Origin of the sequence: Ruegeria marina (assembly GCF_900101475.1) — a bacterium.
GTDB lineage: Bacteria > Pseudomonadota > Alphaproteobacteria > Rhodobacterales > Rhodobacteraceae > Ruegeria_B > Ruegeria_B marina.
On record NZ_FMZV01000012.1, the window covers coordinates 81,733 to 98,737 of the forward strand.

General features: G+C 65.3%; 18 protein-coding genes. 11 read left to right on the top strand and 7 right to left on the bottom strand.

Going from position 1 to position 17,005, the window contains the following annotated elements; genetic code table 11:
- Positions 1–2: 2 nt before the first annotated feature.
- Positions 3–1,103, top strand: coding sequence for a 4-hydroxyphenylpyruvate dioxygenase (gene hppD / locus BLT75_RS16125; protein WP_093033973.1), 1,101 nt, complete (start codon positions 3–5; stop codon positions 1,101–1,103).
- A 101-nt stretch (positions 1,104–1,204) separates the two neighbouring features.
- On the opposite strand, the gene BLT75_RS16130 is transcribed toward hppD, so the two are convergent.
- Positions 1,205–3,520, bottom strand: coding sequence for a hypothetical protein (locus BLT75_RS16130; protein WP_093033976.1), 2,316 nt, complete (start codon positions 3,518–3,520; stop codon positions 1,205–1,207).
- Between the two features lie 167 nt (positions 3,521–3,687).
- Here BLT75_RS16130 and BLT75_RS16135 point away from each other — a divergent pair, with 167 nt between their 5' ends.
- Positions 3,688–4,386: an SIMPL domain-containing protein gene (locus tag BLT75_RS16135; protein ID WP_093033979.1), complete on the top strand. Its 699-nt coding sequence runs from the start codon at positions 3,688–3,690 to the stop codon at positions 4,384–4,386.
- Positions 4,387–4,543: 157 nt separating this feature from the next.
- Here the strand turns inward: BLT75_RS16135 and BLT75_RS16140 are convergent, their stop codons facing one another.
- On the bottom strand, positions 4,544–5,836 hold the full coding sequence (locus BLT75_RS16140) for an O-acetylhomoserine aminocarboxypropyltransferase/cysteine synthase family protein (RefSeq protein ID WP_093033982.1): 1,293 nt from the start codon (positions 5,834–5,836) through the stop codon (positions 4,544–4,546).
- A gap of 94 nt (positions 5,837–5,930) precedes the next feature.
- The gene (locus tag BLT75_RS16145) at positions 5,931–6,329 is read right to left on the bottom strand and encodes a rhodanese-like domain-containing protein (protein ID WP_093033985.1); all 399 of its coding nucleotides are present in this window, start codon (positions 6,327–6,329) and stop codon (positions 5,931–5,933) included.
- Positions 6,330–6,445: 116 nt separating this feature from the next.
- On the opposite strand from BLT75_RS16145, the gene BLT75_RS16150 reads away from it, so the two are divergent.
- Positions 6,446–7,492, top strand: coding sequence for an aldo/keto reductase (locus BLT75_RS16150; RefSeq protein ID WP_093033988.1), 1,047 nt, complete (start codon positions 6,446–6,448; stop codon positions 7,490–7,492).
- Between the two features lie 81 nt (positions 7,493–7,573).
- Here BLT75_RS16150 and BLT75_RS16155 read toward each other — a convergent pair whose 3' ends face one another.
- Positions 7,574–8,560, bottom strand: a complete 987-nt coding sequence (locus BLT75_RS16155; protein ID WP_093034190.1) for a GlxA family transcriptional regulator — start codon at positions 8,558–8,560, stop codon at positions 7,574–7,576.
- A 133-nt stretch (positions 8,561–8,693) separates the two neighbouring features.
- Between BLT75_RS16155 and bcoG the strand changes: the two genes are divergently transcribed.
- The 5 genes from bcoG (at position 8,694) to BLT75_RS16180 (ending at position 12,836) form a co-directional block, all read left to right on the top strand.
- Positions 8,694–9,611, top strand: a complete 918-nt coding sequence (gene bcoG / locus BLT75_RS16160) for a 3-dehydrocarnitine:acetyl-CoA trimethylamine transferase BcoG (RefSeq protein WP_093033990.1) — start codon at positions 8,694–8,696, stop codon at positions 9,609–9,611.
- A complete protein-coding gene (locus BLT75_RS16165) occupies positions 9,608–10,153 on the top strand; it encodes a lipocalin family protein (RefSeq protein WP_093033993.1) in 546 nt (181 codons plus the stop codon). Before bcoG ends, BLT75_RS16165 begins: the two co-directional genes overlap by 4 nt.
- Before the next feature lie 34 nt (positions 10,154–10,187).
- Positions 10,188–11,651, top strand: a complete 1,464-nt coding sequence (locus tag BLT75_RS16170) for a carnitine 3-dehydrogenase (RefSeq protein WP_176828083.1) — start codon at positions 10,188–10,190, stop codon at positions 11,649–11,651.
- Complete coding sequence (locus tag BLT75_RS16175) at positions 11,648–12,409, top strand: SDR family oxidoreductase (RefSeq protein ID WP_093034000.1); 762 nt, start codon at positions 11,648–11,650, stop codon at positions 12,407–12,409. Before BLT75_RS16170 ends, BLT75_RS16175 begins: the two co-directional genes overlap by 4 nt.
- Positions 12,410–12,524: 115 nt before the next feature.
- Positions 12,525–12,836: a hypothetical protein gene (locus BLT75_RS16180; RefSeq protein ID WP_143028583.1), complete on the top strand. Its 312-nt coding sequence runs from the start codon at positions 12,525–12,527 to the stop codon at positions 12,834–12,836.
- Between the two features lie 199 nt (positions 12,837–13,035).
- Here the strand turns inward: BLT75_RS16180 and BLT75_RS16185 are convergent, their stop codons facing one another.
- The 3 genes from BLT75_RS16185 to BLT75_RS16195 all read right to left on the bottom strand — a co-directional run bounded on the left by BLT75_RS16185 (position 13,036) and on the right by BLT75_RS16195 (position 14,818).
- Positions 13,036–13,602 (bottom strand): hemerythrin domain-containing protein, encoded by a 567-nt coding sequence (locus BLT75_RS16185; protein WP_093034006.1) that lies wholly within the window; start codon positions 13,600–13,602, stop codon positions 13,036–13,038.
- 72 nt (positions 13,603–13,674) lie between these two features.
- Positions 13,675–13,857: a hypothetical protein gene (locus BLT75_RS16190; RefSeq protein WP_093034193.1), complete on the bottom strand. Its 183-nt coding sequence runs from the start codon at positions 13,855–13,857 to the stop codon at positions 13,675–13,677.
- 97 nt (positions 13,858–13,954) lie between these two features.
- Positions 13,955–14,818 (bottom strand): helix-turn-helix domain-containing protein, encoded by an 864-nt coding sequence (locus BLT75_RS16195; RefSeq protein WP_093034009.1) that lies wholly within the window; start codon positions 14,816–14,818, stop codon positions 13,955–13,957.
- 105 nt (positions 14,819–14,923) lie between these two features.
- Between BLT75_RS16195 and BLT75_RS16200 the strand changes: the two genes are divergently transcribed.
- The 3 genes from BLT75_RS16200 to BLT75_RS16210 are packed head-to-tail and all read left to right on the top strand — an operon-like array spanning position 14,924 to position 16,945.
- Positions 14,924–15,127, top strand: a complete 204-nt coding sequence (locus BLT75_RS16200; protein WP_093034012.1) for a DUF2061 domain-containing protein — start codon at positions 14,924–14,926, stop codon at positions 15,125–15,127.
- On the top strand, positions 15,120–16,022 hold the full coding sequence (locus tag BLT75_RS16205; protein WP_093034015.1) for a fatty acid desaturase: 903 nt from the start codon (positions 15,120–15,122) through the stop codon (positions 16,020–16,022). Before BLT75_RS16200 ends, BLT75_RS16205 begins: the two co-directional genes overlap by 8 nt.
- A gap of 20 nt (positions 16,023–16,042) precedes the next feature.
- On the top strand, positions 16,043–16,945 hold the full coding sequence (locus tag BLT75_RS16210) for a DMT family transporter (RefSeq protein WP_093034018.1): 903 nt from the start codon (positions 16,043–16,045) through the stop codon (positions 16,943–16,945).
- Positions 16,946–17,005 lie beyond the last annotated feature (60 nt).

Genomic DNA, 17,005 nt, shown 5'->3' on the forward strand with positions numbered 1-17,005 from the left:
CCATGGGTCCTTTCCCGCATAACGCCCCGAAGTCCGAAATCACCCCCGAGAACCCCGCCGGCACCGACGGGTTCGAGTTCGTCGAATTCGCCCATCCCGAACCGCAGGTACTGCGCGATCTGTTCGCCCAGATGGGGTTTGACCTGGTTGGCCGCCACAAGAGCAAACCGGGCATCGAGCTGTGGCAGCAGGGGGATATCACCTATATCCTGAACGCCGAAAAAGGCAGCTTTGCCGAAAAATTCATCGATCTGCACGGTCCGTGCGCTCCCTCGATGGGTTGGCGCGTGGTCGATGCGCAGGCGGCCTTCGATCATGCGGTGAAGATGGGCGCCGAACCCTATGAGGGCGACGACAAGACCATGGACGTGCCCGCGATCAAGGGGATCGGCGGTTCGCTGCTCTATTTCATCGACCAGTACTACCACACCTCGCCCTACAACACCGAGTTCGATTGGCTGAAACAGTCCAAGCCGCGCGGCGACGGGTTCTACTACCTCGATCACCTGACCCACAATGTCTACAAGGGCAACATGGACAAGTGGTTCAGGTTCTACGGCGACCTGTTCAACTTCCGCGAAATCCGCTTCTTCGACATCCAGGGCAAGTTCACCGGCCTCTACAGCCGCGCGCTGACCTCGCCCTGCGGTCGTATCCGCATCCCGATCAACGAGGACCGGGGCGAGACCGGCCAGATCGTCAGCTATCTGAAGAAATACAACGGCGAAGGCATCCAGCATATCGCCGTGGGCACTGACGACATCTACACCTCGGTGGACGCGATCGCGGCCAAGGGGCTGAAGTTCATGCCCGGTCCGAACGAGGCCTACTACGACATGTCCTACGATCGGGTCGCAGGCCATGACGAACCCAAGGACCGGATGATGAAACACGGCATCCTGATCGACGGCGAAGGCGTGGTGGATGGCGGCGAGACCAAGATCCTGTTGCAGATCTTCTCGAAGACGGTGATCGGGCCGATCTTCTTCGAATTCATCCAGCGCAAGGGCGATGACGGATTCGGCGAAGGCAACTTCAAGGCACTGTTCGAAAGCATCGAGCGAGAGCAGATCGAAAGCGGCGAGATCAAGGCCGCCGAGTAGGGCGAGCGGGGCAGGGGGCGCTGCCCCCGTCGCCTGACGGCGACTCCCCCGGAGTATTTTGAGCGAAATGAAGGACGGGGCGCGGGCTCCGTCCTTTTTCGTCAGCCGCTGGGGATCTTCAGCGTCAGGTTGCGGGAGCCTTTCTGGTAGCGCAACTCGCTGTCGCCGATTGCGGTGATGCGGCCGCCGTCGATCGTGTCTCCGACCTTGACCTTCTTGTAGCGGCCCGAAGGCAGACGGACGAGCGCGCGCCGGTTGGACGGGGTGCCGTAGACCCCGATCAGGTTCAGGTCGCGCAGGTTGATCGCGTTGTCCAGTGTCGCCTGCCGGGCGACCGAGGTCGGGGAGGGCGCCTTGGGCTTGACGGTGGCCGCAACGAAACCGTCGCCATCCTCTTCCGCCCCGGCGCCCCGGCTGGGATTGACCAGGGATCCCGGGTTGCTGTTCGCGGCAGAGGCGGCAATGGTCAGGTTCTCCGGACGCGGGCGGGGTTTGCGTGCGGTGGTGACCGCGAGAGGGCTGACCTCCTGAACGGTGTCTTCCGGTTCGGTGGCCTGCTCTGCCTCGAACTGTTCCTGTATCGAAGCAGGCCGCGCCCTTGGCCGCAGGGACGCCAGTTCGGTGCGGGACCGGCCTCCGAACTGCGCGCGTTCGGCTTGTTCGATGAGATCGTCGGGGCGCGCCTTTGGCCGTTTCGATGCAAGCCGCTCCTGCGCCGGATCAGGTTCGGGCGCGGCTTCGAAGCGGACCGGCGGCGCTGGCGGCACACGGTCAGGCCGACCCGCGTAGACGAGAACGCCGTCCGGGTTCAGGGTGCCTTCGGGGCTGGGTTCGACCAGCCCGCGATCGTCGAAGGCAAAGCTTTGGCCTGCGGAGGCAGGGGCGTTGCTGCCTTCGGGCAGGTCGTCGGTGTCGTAACGGGTGACATTCGGCAGGGCGACGGCGTCATGAAACAGGTCGGTGCGGTCGATCGAGGCCACGAAGAGATCACCCAGTCCGATCAGGCCCGGGACCTCGGGCGCGTCCGGAGCCGCGAACAGGACACCGTCGTCGGTTTCCCGGGTTGCCGTTTCCGGCTCGGGTTCGAAATCCAGTTCCTCGACCTGCCTGGGATCGGTCTGCAGGGCATGCAGCACCGCGTCGTCGGCACCGCTGAGCGCGGGCAGCGGCGGCGCCGACTGCCCGGCATTCAGGTCAACCGGGTCTTCGTCAATCGAGGAAGGTGCGCTTGTGGCGCCAGGCGACGCTTCGGGTTCTTCGGTGGCCGGGGGATCGTTCGGCTGCTCTTCGACCTGCGGCGGCTCCGGTTCCGGTGCTACGGGAACCGCGATCATGTCCCGCTCCGAAAACCCGCTCATCCCGCCCGAAACCACGAAAGCCGCAAAGGCCGCCACACCGGCCAGAAACAGCAGGAGGCTGACGGTCAGCGCTATGCCCAGGTAACGAGGCTTGCCGCCGACGCCGCCCTTGCGCGCGCCGAAGATGGTGAGCCGGTCCGCTTCGGTTTTGGGAACCTGGCTTGACCGCACCGCCGGGCCGAAACCGGTGGTCGGCATCTCTTCGGTCACGGGTTGCGCAACCGGCGATGTAACGGGCTTGGGGCCGGGCGCCGAGGGTTGCCTGGGGGCGTCCCCGTCATTCCGGGCGGGGCGGCGTGACTGAACGCCGGTGTCGGTCGCCGCCACGGTTTCGGGCGCGGCGTCTTTTGCCCTGTCCGCGGCCGATGCCGTTTCCGTCACGCCGGAAGCTGGCGCGGGCGCACGGGCGGGTTCGTCATCGTCCGGCTTGCCTCGTCTGGTCGAGAAACCGATCATCGGTGCCGACGGCTCTACCCCGGCCGGAGGAAGCGGATCCGGCTCGATATCCGGAACCACTGCTTCGCCAATCACGACCACGGCGATTCCGTCGGGATCGACTGCCTCGGACCCGGTCAGGTCGCGGGCGGCGCTGGTTGGTCCGAAGAAGGGTTCGCCCAGGAAAGGATTGTCCTCGGGTATGGCCACGAAACTGACCGGATGAAACCCGTGCTCTTCGGCAAAAGCCTCGGCCTCGGCAAGGGTTTCGCGCGCGACAATGGCCACGTGGGTTGCCGCGCCCTCAGGGGAGGTGTCCCAGACCAGTTCGTCCAGCCGATAGGGGGTTGCGCCTGCGACCGCCTGTTCGATCACGCCGAGTCGGGCTTCGCCCCGGAAAGGGCCGGTGTCGACGGTAAGATAGCGAATCTGGTCGTTGGGCAGGATCAGCTTGCAGCGCAGGTCGGGTTCGAGCCGCAGCGCCAGTTTACGCAACCGGCCAAGCGCATCGGCCAGATCGGGCGCGTCCAGGTCCACCGACCCCACCTGCCGCCAGCCGCCGGCAGCGCGGTGCAGCAGGGTTATTCCCTCGAAGGACAAGGTTAGCGCAAAGGCGGGTTTCATCTTACCAGTTGACCAATCCAATCAAGGTCGCAGAGGGAGCCGGAAGGGATCCCGGCGAGACATTAGAGCAAGGAACCGCCGAGGGAAAGGAAAACGCAAACCTTGCCTCTTGCCGCGCGGTATGCCGCCGTCCCATCTTGTCTGCACAGAATAACAGGAGAGCACAATTGAGGACATTGGTTTTTCTGGTGATCGCGCTGCTGTTCGCCGCGGTCGGTCTGGCCCGCGCCGAAGAGCATCCGGGGCAGATAACCGTGACGGGTACGGGCCTTGTCGAAAGCGTTCCCGATATGGCTGTCATCACCCTTGGCGTCACCCAGGAGGCAAATGAGGCGCGCGCCGCGCTGCTTGCCACGTCGGAGGCGGTCGGCCGGGTTCTGGACCGGCTGGAGGGAATGGGAATCGAGTCGCGGGACATCCAGACCTCGGACCTGTCGCTTTCGCCGGTCTGGTCCGGACGCGGCACGGCCGATGAACGGCCGACGATCACCGGATTTCAGGCGTCGAACCGGGTCACGGTGCGGGTGCGCGATCTGGCCCGTCTGGGCGAGATACTGGACGCGGTGGTATCGGACGGCGCCAATACGTTCAACGGGCTGGAGTTTGCATTGAAGGAGCCGAAGCCACTTCGCGATCAGGCCCGCGCAAAGGCGGTCGCCGATGCGCAGGACAAGGCCCGGCAATTGGCCGAGGCGGCCGGTGTCTCGCTGGGCCGGGTCATTTCCATCTCGGAACAGTCCTTCGACTCGCAGCCGCGCCCGATGATGCGCATGTCCGCCATGGCCGAGGGCCTGGACGTGCCGGTTGCCGGGGGTGAGATCGGGATTTCGGGATCGGTGACGATGGTTTTCGAGATTGGCCAGTAACCGCGTCATGAGTCGGCGTAAATGTCCGGCGACGTCCGCCGGTCGAACCGAACGGACCTGCCCTGCACCTTGCGGGACAAGGTTGCAGGATATCCGCATGGCCAGGCCGACCCTGGCATGAGGATTGGGCGGCCCGGCCGGGCCGCCCCTGTCTCGCTCAGGCGGTCGCCTTGGTCAGCGCCTGGTCAAGGTCGGCGATGATGTCTGCCGCATCCTCGATACCGATCGACACCCGCACCACGTTGGGGCCGGCGCCTGCGGCCTCCTGCTGTTCGGGTGACAGCTGTCGATGCGTTGTCGAGGCGGAATGGATGATCAGCGACCGCGCATCACCCAGGTTGGCCACATGGCTGAAGATCTCGAGCGCGTTCACCAGCTTGACGCAGGCTTCGTACCCGCCCTTGACCGCAAAGGTGAACAGCGCGCCGGCACCCTTGGGGTAACATTTCTGCACCCGGTCGTAATAGGGCGAGGAGGGCAGGCCGGCATAGGTGACATAGTCGACCCTCGGATCGGCTTCGAGCCAGGCGGCGACCTTCTGCGCGTTCTCCACATGGCGCTGCATGCGCAGGCTCAGCGTCTCGATCCCCATCAGCGTGTAGTGGGCGGCCTGCGGGTTCATCGTCATGCCGAGGTCGCGCAACCCGATGGCGATGCCGTGGAACGTATAGGCGAGCGAGCCGAAGGTCTCGTGGAACTTTAGCCCGTGATAGGCCGGCTCCGGCGCGCTGAGCGAGGGGAACTTGTCGTTGGCCGACCAGTCGAACTTGCCCGAATCGACGATGCAGCCGCCGGTGACGGTGCCATTGCCGGTCAGGTACTTGGTGGTCGAATGCACCACCAGCGTGGCGCCCTGTTCGATCGGGCGGCACAGATAGGGCGTGGCGCTGGTGTTGTCGACGATCAGCGGAATGCCGGCGGAATCGGTCACGTCCGCCAGGGCGCGGATGTCGGTGACATAGCCGCCGGGGTTGGCGATGGATTCGCAGAAGACCGCGCGGGTGTTCTCGTCGATGGCGTCCTTCACCGCGTCAAGGTCGTCGGTATCGACGAATTTCGCCGACCAGCCGAACCGCTTGATGGTCTGGCTGAACTGGGTGATGGTGCCTCCATAAAGCCGGGTCGAGGCGACCACGTTGCAGCCCGGCCCCATCAGCGCGAACAGCGCCATAATCTGCGCCGCATGGCCCGACGAACAGCATACCGCGCCGACACCGCCTTCCAAGGTGGCGATGCGCTCCTGCAGTACGGCAACGGTCGGATTGGTGAGGCGGGAATAGATGTAACCCACCTCTTGCAGGTTGAACAGCGCGGCGGCGTGATCGGCGTCGCGGAACACATAGGCCGTGGTCTGGTAGATCGGCGTCTGCCGGGCGCCGGTGGCCGGGTCGGGCCTGGCGCCGGCATGGATCTGCAACGTGTCGAACCCGTAGGCGGGGCTGTCGGACATCTGGGTACCTCCCTTGGAAAATGACTTGGCCGAATCTCTAAGCCATGGATGCGGCTTGCACAACATGGACCCGCCCGCGGCGTTCCTGGCTCACCTAGTCCTTCCGGGCAATCGGCCCGCCCTGTTTCGACCATTCGGTAAACCCGCCTTCCAGATGCAGGACGGGTTTCAGGCCCATCTCCTGCGCCTGTTTGGCCGACAAGGCCGACCGCCAGGCGCTGGCACAGTAGAAAACATAGGTCTTGTCCTGGTTGAAAACCTCCTTGTGATAGGGGCTTTCGGGGTCGATCCAGAATTCGAGCATGCCGCGCGGACAGGAAAAGGCGCCGGGGATCATGCCGGTGCGCTGCAATTCGCGGATATCGCGCAGATCGACAAACACATAGTCGGGATTGTCGTAGAGCGTCCTTGCCTCCTCGACCGGCAAGGTGCTGACGACCGCGTTGGCCTCGTCCAGCAGTGCCTTGATCCCCTTGGTGATGGTCTGTGCCATGGCTGTCCTCCGTTGGTTCCTGCGCAGGCTGGCCGAAACCCACCGGCAGCTCAAGAGGGGTTGCCGCGATTGGCCATGCCGCTAGGGTTCCGGCAAGCAAACGAGAGGGACGCGCGATGAGACAGAGACCGCTGGGACGTACCGGCATCCAGGTAAGCGAGTTGTGCCTGGGAACGATGACATTCGGCACCCAGACATCCGAGGCCGAGGCTCATGCCCAGATCGACATGGCCCTGGCGGCCGGGATCAATTTCATCGACACCGCCGAGATGTACCCGGTCAACCCGGTCAGCAAGGAGACCATCGGCCGGACCGAGGAAATAATAGGTGCCTGGAATGCGGCCAATCCCGCGCGCCGCGGCGATTACATCCTCGCGACCAAACATTCCGGCAGCGGCATGAAGCATGTGCGCGACGGCGCGCCGATCTCTGGCGCCACCATTCGCGCCACGCTTGAGGCCTCGCTCAAGCGGCTCCGCACCGATTATGTCGACCTCTACCAGTTCCACTGGCCCAACCGCGGCAGCTACATGTTCCGTCAGAACTGGAGCTATGACCCCTCGGGCCAGGATCCGTCAGCAATTCGCGACAACATGATCGACTGCCTCGAGGCGCTGCAACGCGAGGTCGAGCGCGGCACCATCCGCGCCTTCGGCCTCTCGAACGAAAGCGCCTGGGGAACGGCGCAATGGCTGAAACTGGCCGAGGCCGGGCACGGGCCGCGTGTCGCATCGGTGCAGAACGAATACTCGCTTCTTTGCCGGCTCTTCGATACCGACATGGCCGAGGTGAGCGTCAACGAGAATGTCGGTCTGATGGCCTTTTCGCCGCTGGCGGCGGGTCTGCTGACCGGAAAATACCAGGCGGGACAGGTGCCGGCCGGCTCGCGCATGTCGCTGGTGCCCGAGATGGGCGGGCGCAAGTCGCAGCGGGTTTTTGGCGCGGTAGCTGCCTATCTCGATATTGCCGGACGTCATGGGCTGGATCCGGTGCACATGGCGCTGGCCTGGTCGCTGACGCGGCCGTTCATGATGTCGGCGATCTTCGGGGCCACCACGCTGGCGCAACTGGATCATGCGCTGGGCGCGGTGCAGGTGACATTGTCCGAAGATGTGCTGGCCGAGATCGCGGCGGCCCACAAGGCGCATCCGATGCCGTATTGAGGATCGGGACGGGAGAGGGGGCGCTGCCCCCTCTTGGCCTGCGGCCAATTCACCCGCGGAGTATTTCGGAAAAGATGAAGATCAGGACGCTGCCGGCTGGGCGCGGCTTTGGCGCAGGTCGCGGGCGGACTGGCCGTGCTGGGTGCGGAAGGCGCGGGCGAAGCTCGATTGCGAGGTGAAGCCGGTGGCCTGTGCCACCTCCATCAGCGGCATGTCGGTTTCGGTCACCAGTCTGCGGGCCTCGGCCAGGCGCAGTTGCAGGTAGTGGTCCTGTGGCGTGGTGCCAAGCCGCAGGCGGAACTGCTGTTGCAGGGTGCGGGCGCTGGTGCCCAGCGTGTCGGCGATCTCGGCAAGCGACAGCGGCTCGTCCAGCGCCGCCTCCATCAGCGCGTTGGCCCGCGCGGTCAGCTTGTTGTGGCGGTGCGGCGCGCCGGTGCGGCGTTGCGGGGTGCCGGGCTGGGGCGCACCCTCGTAGAGGAAGAGCCCCGCCACCCTTGCGGCAAAACCCGCGCCATGGCGCGCGGCGATGATATGCAGCATCATCTCGATCGCCGGCATCGCCCCGCCCGAGGTGAGCCGGTTGCCGGAAACCGCGAACCGGTCGTGGCGCACGTCGATGGCCGGGAACCGGCTGGCAAAATTGTCCAGATCCTCCCAATGGGTGGTGGCGGCGTGACCGTCGAGCAGACCGGCCTCGGCCAAGAGCCACGGGCCGCCGTCGATACCAGCAAGCGTCGCACCGCTGGCAGCAATCCGGCGCAGCCCGGCCAGCAGGCTGGGCGTGGCGTGGCGTGCCAGCTGGAACCCCGCCACCACGATCAGCAGGTCGCAGCCCTCGAGCCGTGCCAGCGGCAGGCCCGGCACCATCAGCCCGCAGGTCAGCCGGGCCGGGGCATCGGTTGCGGTGACATAGTCCCAGTCGAACGCGTGCCGGTCGGCCAGCCGGTTGGCGGCGCGCATCGGATCCACCGCGGCGGCAAAGCTGAGCGTGTTGCAATCGTCCAGCACCAGCAGCGCGCATTTTAGCGCACGATGTTCGGGCTGGAGAATGTTTTTTGCGGATTTCATCAAGTTCGATTCGCATTCTGGCAAGTGGTTGCCGTAAGGCTGCGCCAGAGTCGGAAGCAACGCAAATCGGAATCCGGGGACAAATCTGGGGAAAACCCGGCGGAAAACCCGGTAGGAACAGAGGATAACCGACATGCCCCTCGAAATGAACCGCGAGGTCTTCATCACCTGTGCCGTCACCGGCTCGGGCGGCACCCAGGATCGCAGCCCGCATGTGCCGCGCTCGCCCAAACAGATCGCCGAGAGTGCGATTGCCGCCGCCAAGGCGGGGGCGGCGGTGGTGCATTGCCACGTGCGTGACCCCGAGACCGGCGCGCCCTCGCGCCGGCTGGACCTGTACCGCGAGGTGACCGACCGCATCCGCGACGCCGAGGTCGACGTGGTGCTGAACCTGACCGCCGGCATGGGCGGTGACATGATCTTTGGCGATGTCGAGAACCCGCTGCCCTTGCGCGAAAAGGGCACCGATATGGTCGGCGCCAGCGAGCGCGTCGCCCACGTGGCCGAATGCCTGCCCGAGATCTGTACGCTCGACTGCGGCACCATGAACTTTGCCGAGGCCGACTACGTGATGACCAACACGCCCGGCATGCTGACCGCGATGGGCCGGATGATGACCGAACTGGGCGTGAAGCCCGAGATCGAGGCGTTCGACACCGGCCACCTGTGGTATGCCAAGCAGCTGGTCAAGGACGGCGTGCTGGAGGGTCCGGCGCTGGTGCAGCTCTGCATGGGGGTGCCGTGGGGCGCGCCCGATGACCTCAACACCTTCATGGCGATGGTCAACAATGTGCCCGACGACTGGACCTTCAGCGCCTTTTCACTGGGCCGCAACCAGATGGCCTATGCCGCAGCCGCGGTTTTGGCGGGGGGCAATGTGCGCGTCGGGCTCGAGGATAACCTCTGGCTCGACAAGGGCGTGCTGGCCGAGAACTGGCAACTGGTCGAACGGGCCGCAGGCATCGTGTCGAACATGGGCGCGCGGGTGATCGGGCCGCAGGAAGTGCGCGAGAAGCTGGGTCTGGTGAAACGCGCGCCGGTGGCGAAGTGACCCGGCTGGCGGCGGTTCTTGCGGCACTTCTCGCCTTTGCCGCGTCAGTGGCAGGGGCCGAGACCTATCGCGACCGCTCGGTCGCGATCAGCGCGGTGCCGGCGCTGGACATCGACCGCTACCTTGGCCGCTGGTACGAGATCGCGCGCTTTCCCAACCGGTTCGAACAGGGCTGCGTCGGCGTCACCGCCGATTATGCCCTGCGCGACGACGGGCAGGTGAGCGTAACAAACACCTGCCGCAAGGGCGCGCTCGACGGTCCGGTGACCACCGCCGAAGGTGTGGCGCGGGTCGAGGGGCCGGGAAAGCTGACGGTCACCTTCGTGCCCTGGCTGCCCTTTGCGCGCGGCGACTACTGGGTTCTCTACATCGACGAGGGCTATACCGTCGCCGCCATCGGTACACCGCGCGGCAAGACCGGCTGGATCCTGGCGCGCCAGCCCCGGATCGGCGCCGACATGCGCGCCCGGGCCGAGGCGGCGCTGGCCGCCAATGGCTATGACACGAGCAAACTGATCGACGTGGCACAAGACCCGCGTTGAAACACGGAACATGGACAAAGAAGGAGAGGCCGTCATGACAACGGCTGCAATCATCGGTGGTGGCGTGATCGGCGGCGGATGGGCCGCGCGCTTTCTGCTCAACGGCTGGGATGTTCGGGTGTTCGACCCCGACCCCGAGGCCGAGCGCAAGATCGGCGAGGTGCTGGCCAATGCCCGCCGCTCGCTGCCCGGTCTCAGCGACGTGCCGCTGCCGCCCGAGGGAAAGCTCAGCTTTCACACCGATCTGGCCGAGGCGGTCAAAGGGGTCGCATGGATCCAGGAAAGCGTGCCCGAGCGTCTGGACCTGAAGCTCAAGGTCTATCGCTCGATCCAGGAGGCCTGCGATCCGCAGGCGATCCTTGGCTCCTCGACCTCTGGTTTCAAGCCCAGCGAGTTGCAGGAGGGTGCGCTGCGCCCCGGTCAGATCGTGGTGACGCATCCGTTCAACCCGGTCTACCTGCTGCCGCTGATCGAACTGGTGACGACGCCGGAAAACAGCCCCGAGATGATCGAGCGCGCCAAGGAGATCATGCGCGGACTGGGCCAGTTCCCGCTGCATGTGCGCAAGGAGATCGACGCCCATATCGCCGACCGCTTTCTCGAAGCCGTCTGGCGCGAGGCGCTGTGGCTGGTCAAGGACGGTATCGCCACCACCGAGGAGATCGACGAGGCGATCCGCATGGGCTTTGGCATCCGCTGGGCGCAGATGGGCCTGTTCGAGACCTACCGCGTGGCGGGCGGCGAGGCGGGCATGAAGCATTTCATGGCCCAGTTCGGGCCCTGCCTCAGCTGGCCCTGGACCAAGCTGATGGATGTGCCCGAATTCACCGACGAATTGGTCGATCTGATCGCGGGCCAGTCGGATGCGCAATCGGGGCACCATACGATCCGCGAGCTGGAACGCATCCGCGACAACAACCTTGTCGGCATGATGCGGGCGCTCAAGGCGCAGAACTGGGGCGCGGGCGCGGTGCTGAACAGACATGATGCGGCGCTGAAACCCAAGGCCCTGCCCGATCTCGACAGTGCCGACCTCAGCCAGCCGATCCTGACGCTCTCGCGCGCGGTGCCGCTCGACTGGACCGATTACAACGGCCACATGACCGAGTCGAAATACCTCGAAGCCTTCGCGAACGCGACTGACCGGTTCATGGAGATCATCGGCTGCGATGCTGACTACATCGCCAGCGGTGGCAGCTATTTCACCGCCGAGACCCATATCCGCCATCTGGACGAAGCCCATGCCGGGGCGCGGATCCGGGTCGAGACCCAGATGCTGCTGGGGCAGGGCAAGAAACTGCACCTGTTCCACCGCATGTACGAGGGCGACAAGCTCTTGGCCACCGGCGAGAGCTTCCTGTTGCATGTCAGCCTCGAAACCCGCAAGCCCTGCGCGCCCTCACCCAAGATCGAGGCCGCCATGGCCCGCATCGCGGAGGCGCAGGCAGGTTTGCCATACCCTGAGGGCGCGGGCAGCGCGATCCGCAAACCGGCATGAGCGCACGTGTCCTGATCACCGCCGGGGCCTCGGGCATCGGCCGCGCCATGGCCGAGGCGTTCGATGTTGCGGGGGCACGGGTCTGGATCGCGGATGTGGACAAGGCGGCGCTTGCCGCCTGTCCCACCCACTGGCGGCAGAGTGTCGTCGATGTGGCGGATGAGGCCCCGGTCGCGGCGCTCTTTGCCGAAATCGAGGCCGACTGGGGCGGGCTTGATACGCTCTGTTCCAATGCGGGCATCGCCGGGCCGACCGCGCTGGTCGAGGATATGCCGCTCGACGGATGGCGCGCCTGCATCGCGGTCAATCTCGACGGCGCGTTCCTGTGTGCCAAATACGCCGCCCCCCTGCTGAAACGGCAAGGCGCTGGCAGCATCGTCATCACATCCTCCACCGCCGGGCAATACGGTTACCCGCACCGTTCACCCTATGCAGCGGCGAAATGGGGGGTGATCGGCCTTGCCAAGACGCTGGCGATGGAACTGGGCCCGCACGGGGTGCGCTGCAACGTGATCTGCCCCGGCGCGGTCGAGGGGCCGCGAATGGAGGGCGTGCTGGCGCGCGAGGCGGCCGCCAAGGGCATGACCCGGGATCAGGTCTATGCCGGCTATGCCTCGGGCACCTCCATGGGCCGGTTCGTCGAGGCGACCGACATCGCCAACATGACAGTCTTCCTCGCCTCGGACGCGGCGCGGCTGGTGTCGGGGCAGGTGATCGCCGTCGACGGCCACACGGTGAACCCGGACCCCAAAATCTGAAAACGCCCCGCAACCGTTTCGAGAGCCGCCGTTTGCCCCGTCGAAGTGGAAAAATTTTCTTTTTCGCGCTACAATGCGCACGATTTTTTCGAAGACGACTTTTGGAGGACGCGAAATGAAAAACCTGTTTGGTCTTCTTTCAGGAAGTTTTCTGGTCATTGCCAGCACAGTTGTTGCCGAAAGCGGCAAAGAGCCTCCGGGACAGCGTGAAGATGGAAGCTGGGGCGCCGTGACAAGCCAAGAGGTCACTGGCGGTTTCAATCAAGGCGAACATGCCTCGGATCCAAGCGGCGACGGCCACGGTCCCACGAGTTCGGACGAGCCGCGCGCCGGTCTGGCCAATGTGGTCTCATCCGGTGATCTCTCTGCCACGATGGACGCTCTGGGCCTCTCCGGTAGTGGTCCCAGCGGCCCCGGCGGACCCTGAGTCATCTGCCGCCCGGCGGCCATCGGCAGAACGAGGATCGCCGCACCAAGCCTCTCGGGTTCTGGAGCAGTGTCGGGCGGCATCAGCTTCGGCTGGTGCCGCGCCTCTGCCGGATCGCCCGGTCCACCGCTCCCCGCTCGTATGCCTGTCGCCCTGCAATGCCGTTCCTTCCGCGCCACTTGACGGAACAGGTGCCAGGTCAGCCCAGCCCGTCGGTGCCGTGTTTCAGGATGATGGGCACGATCAGGTCCTCTTCATCCTCCAGATGCCGGCCGATCATCCGTTCGAGGCCACCCAGCCCCGTCAGCAGCGCCCCGGCGCTGCTGCGCGCCTCGGGTCCGCTGGCCGAGCGAATCGCCGCGTTGGCCTGCTCCACGAAGCGGCTCAACAGACCGTCCAGCGCATGGTGGTCCGCATCCAGCAGGTCGAACCCCGTCTCGATCCGGCTGTCCATGGTCCGGAGCAGCGGAAAGTAATGATGGTCCTCGATCTGGTGATGCCCGTGCAACTGGTTCACGAACATGCCGCCATATCGGGCGATGCCCTGAGAAAATAGCTGCGTGTCCCGGTCGGCGTTCAGGAACGCCCGGGTTTCGGCCTGCATATGCGCCATGATCTGGCGGAACATCATGTGCCGCTCCAGCCAGAAACTGACCAGGCCATGAAAATTCGGATCGGCTTGCCAGCTTTCGCGCGGATGCGCCTCAAGCAGCACCCGCAGCGCCTCGGGAAGCCCGGTTCTGGTATCGAAATGCTCGTCTCTCATTCAGGTCGATATAGAGCATTTGCGCGCGAGCGGTAGCCCCGCTGCCCGAACCGGGGTGAGACGGATCCGGCCCTAGCTCTGGTTTGCCCCGCGCAACTGGCGGATGGCCCGGCGTACCGCCTGCCAATCCTCGGCCTGGTCCAGATTGCCCATCGCCTTGCAATGCTGTTCCTTCTGGGCAGCCTCTGCTTCGGCCTTGTCTCCATGTGCGGCATAGAGCGCGCGGGCGTATTCTGCACTCCTGATTGCGTCCATCGGGTCTCCTCCGTTCTTTGGGTCCGGTTGGTCCTGTCTGGTGTCAGGAAGCCCACCATAGCAGATAACTGCGCCGTGTGCATCCCGGACGACCGGATCAGCGGGCAATCGCCGCCCGGAGCTGCCGAAGGTGGGTCGGAAAATGCCGCGCGGTCAGGTCCGCCTCGCGCACCAGGGTATCGAAATGCCTTGTAAAAACCTCGATCCGGTCCTTGTCGCGGAATGCCATGTAATGGCTGCCGGCATAAAACACGCAGAGCAACGGGCCAAAGATCGTCATCGGCGCGGAATAAAGGCGCTTGGCATCGTAAAGGTAGATGCGCAGGCGGGGATACAACTGCTCGCTCAGCGCCAGGAACCGGTCGATCTGCTCCAGCCGCAGGGCCAGCGGCAACCCGTGGTAATAGCCGGTGGCATGCGCGAAACTTTGCAGCTCGAACAGCGGCATGGCGATCTCGTAATCGGACTGGGCGCTGCGCATCCAGGTGAGCCGGTCCTCGGAGGCTCCGATCGCCTGATCCGCCGTGCGTCCCAGGTGCGGCGCATATTCCCACTCCAGAAAGGCGCGCGTCTTCAACATGTCGGGCAGGGCGGCCGGGACATAGCGGATCTTGTACCCCGCCGCCTCGCGGTGCCATTCATAGATCCGCTCGTCCACCAGCGCGCGCGGCGCCTCGGCCATGGTCAGCGAACTGGCCAGCAGTTCGGCGGCACTCTCGGGCCGGTCCGACAGGCTCAGCAGCCAGTCCGCCGACACCCCGAGCGCCGAGGCGCAGGCCCCCACCACATGCGCATTGGGCAGTCGTGCCCCGTCGCCGGTCAGCAGCTGCGAAATGGTCGAGCGATCCGCCCCCACCTGGCGCGCCAGCGCGCTCTGGCTCATCTGGCGCTGCTCCATTGCCCGGGCCAGCCGCAGGCGGAACTGCGCTGCCCGGTCACGTTTGTCCATTTTTTCCCACATGTCGTGATAAATATCACAGTTGCTGAGTTTTGTTAATCATATTCCGAATTCCAGCGACCATCGCCGCGCAGTAACAGTTTCGTGAAAGCGCGGGCAGGAGGCGGAATGGAAACGCGAAAAAGATCGGTCGTAAAGGCGGTTGTCTGGAACCTGATGGGTCTTGTCACAATGACCCTGGTGGGGCTTGCGGCAACCGGGTCCGCCGCCATCGGCGGCACGCTGGCGCTGGTGAACACGGCGCTGGGCTTCACCCTATACCTTGTCTACGAGCGCATCTGGGCCGGTATCCGCTGGGGCCGCCATGTCTGAGCCGCGCCTGCCAAACAGCCCCGAATGGGGCACCTTCGCGCTGATCCTCGGCTGCTACGCCGCCTGGCTCGTGGCCGTCTTCTGGCTGGCGGACCTGTCGCTCTGGCTCGCGGTGCCGGTGATGGGCCTGGTGGCAGCGCTGCATTCCTCGCTGACGCACGAGGCGCTGCACGGCCACCCGTTCCGCTTCCGTTGGCTGAACGAGGCGCTGATGGCGCTGCCGCTGACCTTGTGCATCCCCTACAACCGGTTCCGCGACCTGCACCTCGCCCATCACCAGGACGCCAACCTGACCGACCCCTATGACGATCCCGAAAGCAATTACCTGGACCCCGCTGTCTGGTCGCGTCTGCCCGGCTGGCAACGGCGCCTCTACGCGATGAACAACACGCTGATGGGGCGCATGGCGCTGGGCCCGCTGATCGGGCAGGTGACGTTCTTCCGCGACGAAGGACGCGGCGCGCTGCGCGGCGACCGCGACATCCTGCTCGCCTGGGCCCTGCACCTGCCGGGCATGGCGGCGGTGCTCTGGGTTGTGTGGCTGTCGCCCATGCCGGTCTGGGCCTTCGTGCTGTCGGTCTATATCGGTCTTGGCCTGCTCAAGATCCGCACCTTCCTGGAACATCGCGCGCATGAGAAATCCCGCGCCCGCACGGTGGTGATCGAGGACCGCGGGCCGTTGGCCTTCCTGTTTCTCAACAACAACTACCACGTGGTGCATCACATGAACCCCGGCGCGTCCTGGTACGCGCTGCCCGCGCTCTACCGCGCCGGCAAGGACCGCTACCTGGCCTGCAACGAGGGCTACTGCTACCGCTCCTATGCCGAGGTATTCCGCCGCTATTTCTGGCGCGCCAAGGACCCGGTGCCGCATCCCTTCTGGCCAAATTCCTGATTTGAGGCCACAAGGAGCGCATGAGCCTCTGGATTCCCGTCACCCTCGCCGCCGCGCTGTTTCAGACCGTTCGGTTCATGCTGCAAAAATCGCTGGCGACGGTGAAACTGTCGGCAACCGGGGCAACCTTCGCCCGGTTTCTGTATTCGGCGCCGCTGGCGCTGGCTGCGCTGCTGATAGCCACCACTGCGGGCGGCCATGACCTGCCGCTGCTGGACTTGCGGTTCTGGCTCTTCGCCGCCATCGGCGGCACCGCCCAGATCCTTGCCACAATCTGCGTGGTGGCGCTGTTCAAGCAGCGCAATTTCGCGGTCGGCATTACCTTCAAGAAGACCGAGGTGATCCAGACCGCGATCGTCGGCTTCGTCATCCTGGGCGAGGGCGTGTCCTGGGGCGCCCTCGGTGCGATCCTGTTGGGGCTGGCGGCGGTGCTGGTCCTGTCCAGGGCGCCCGGCGGCAGCGGCGCCTGGTGGCGCCACCTGACCAACCGCGCCTCGCAACTTGGGCTGGGGTCGGGGGTGCTGTTCGCCTTTTCCGCGGTCAGCTACCGGGCGGCCTCGCTGGAACTGGGCGATATCGCCCCCTGGTTCCGGGCGCTGGTGACGCTTGCCGCAGTGGTGTCGTTCCAGCTGGTGTCGATGGCGCTCTGGCTCTGGGTGCGCGACCGGGCACAACTGGCTGCCGTCTGGGCCGCGCGAGATACAGCCGCCTTCGTCGGGCTGACCAGCCTCGGCGGGTCCTTTTGCTGGTTTTTCGCCTTCACCTTGCAGAACGCGGCCTATGTCAAGGCGCTAGGCCAGGTCGAGTTGCTCTTCAGCCTGATGGCCTCGATGCTGTTCTTCCGGGAAACCATAACAGGGCGCGAGATCGCCGGTATGGGATTGCTGGGCCTGTCGATCCTGGCGCTTGTGCTGACCATCTGACCAGAGGCTTCTGCGCCGGCGCCGGGTTTCTCCTGGCAGAAACCAGTTTGGGATTGGGCG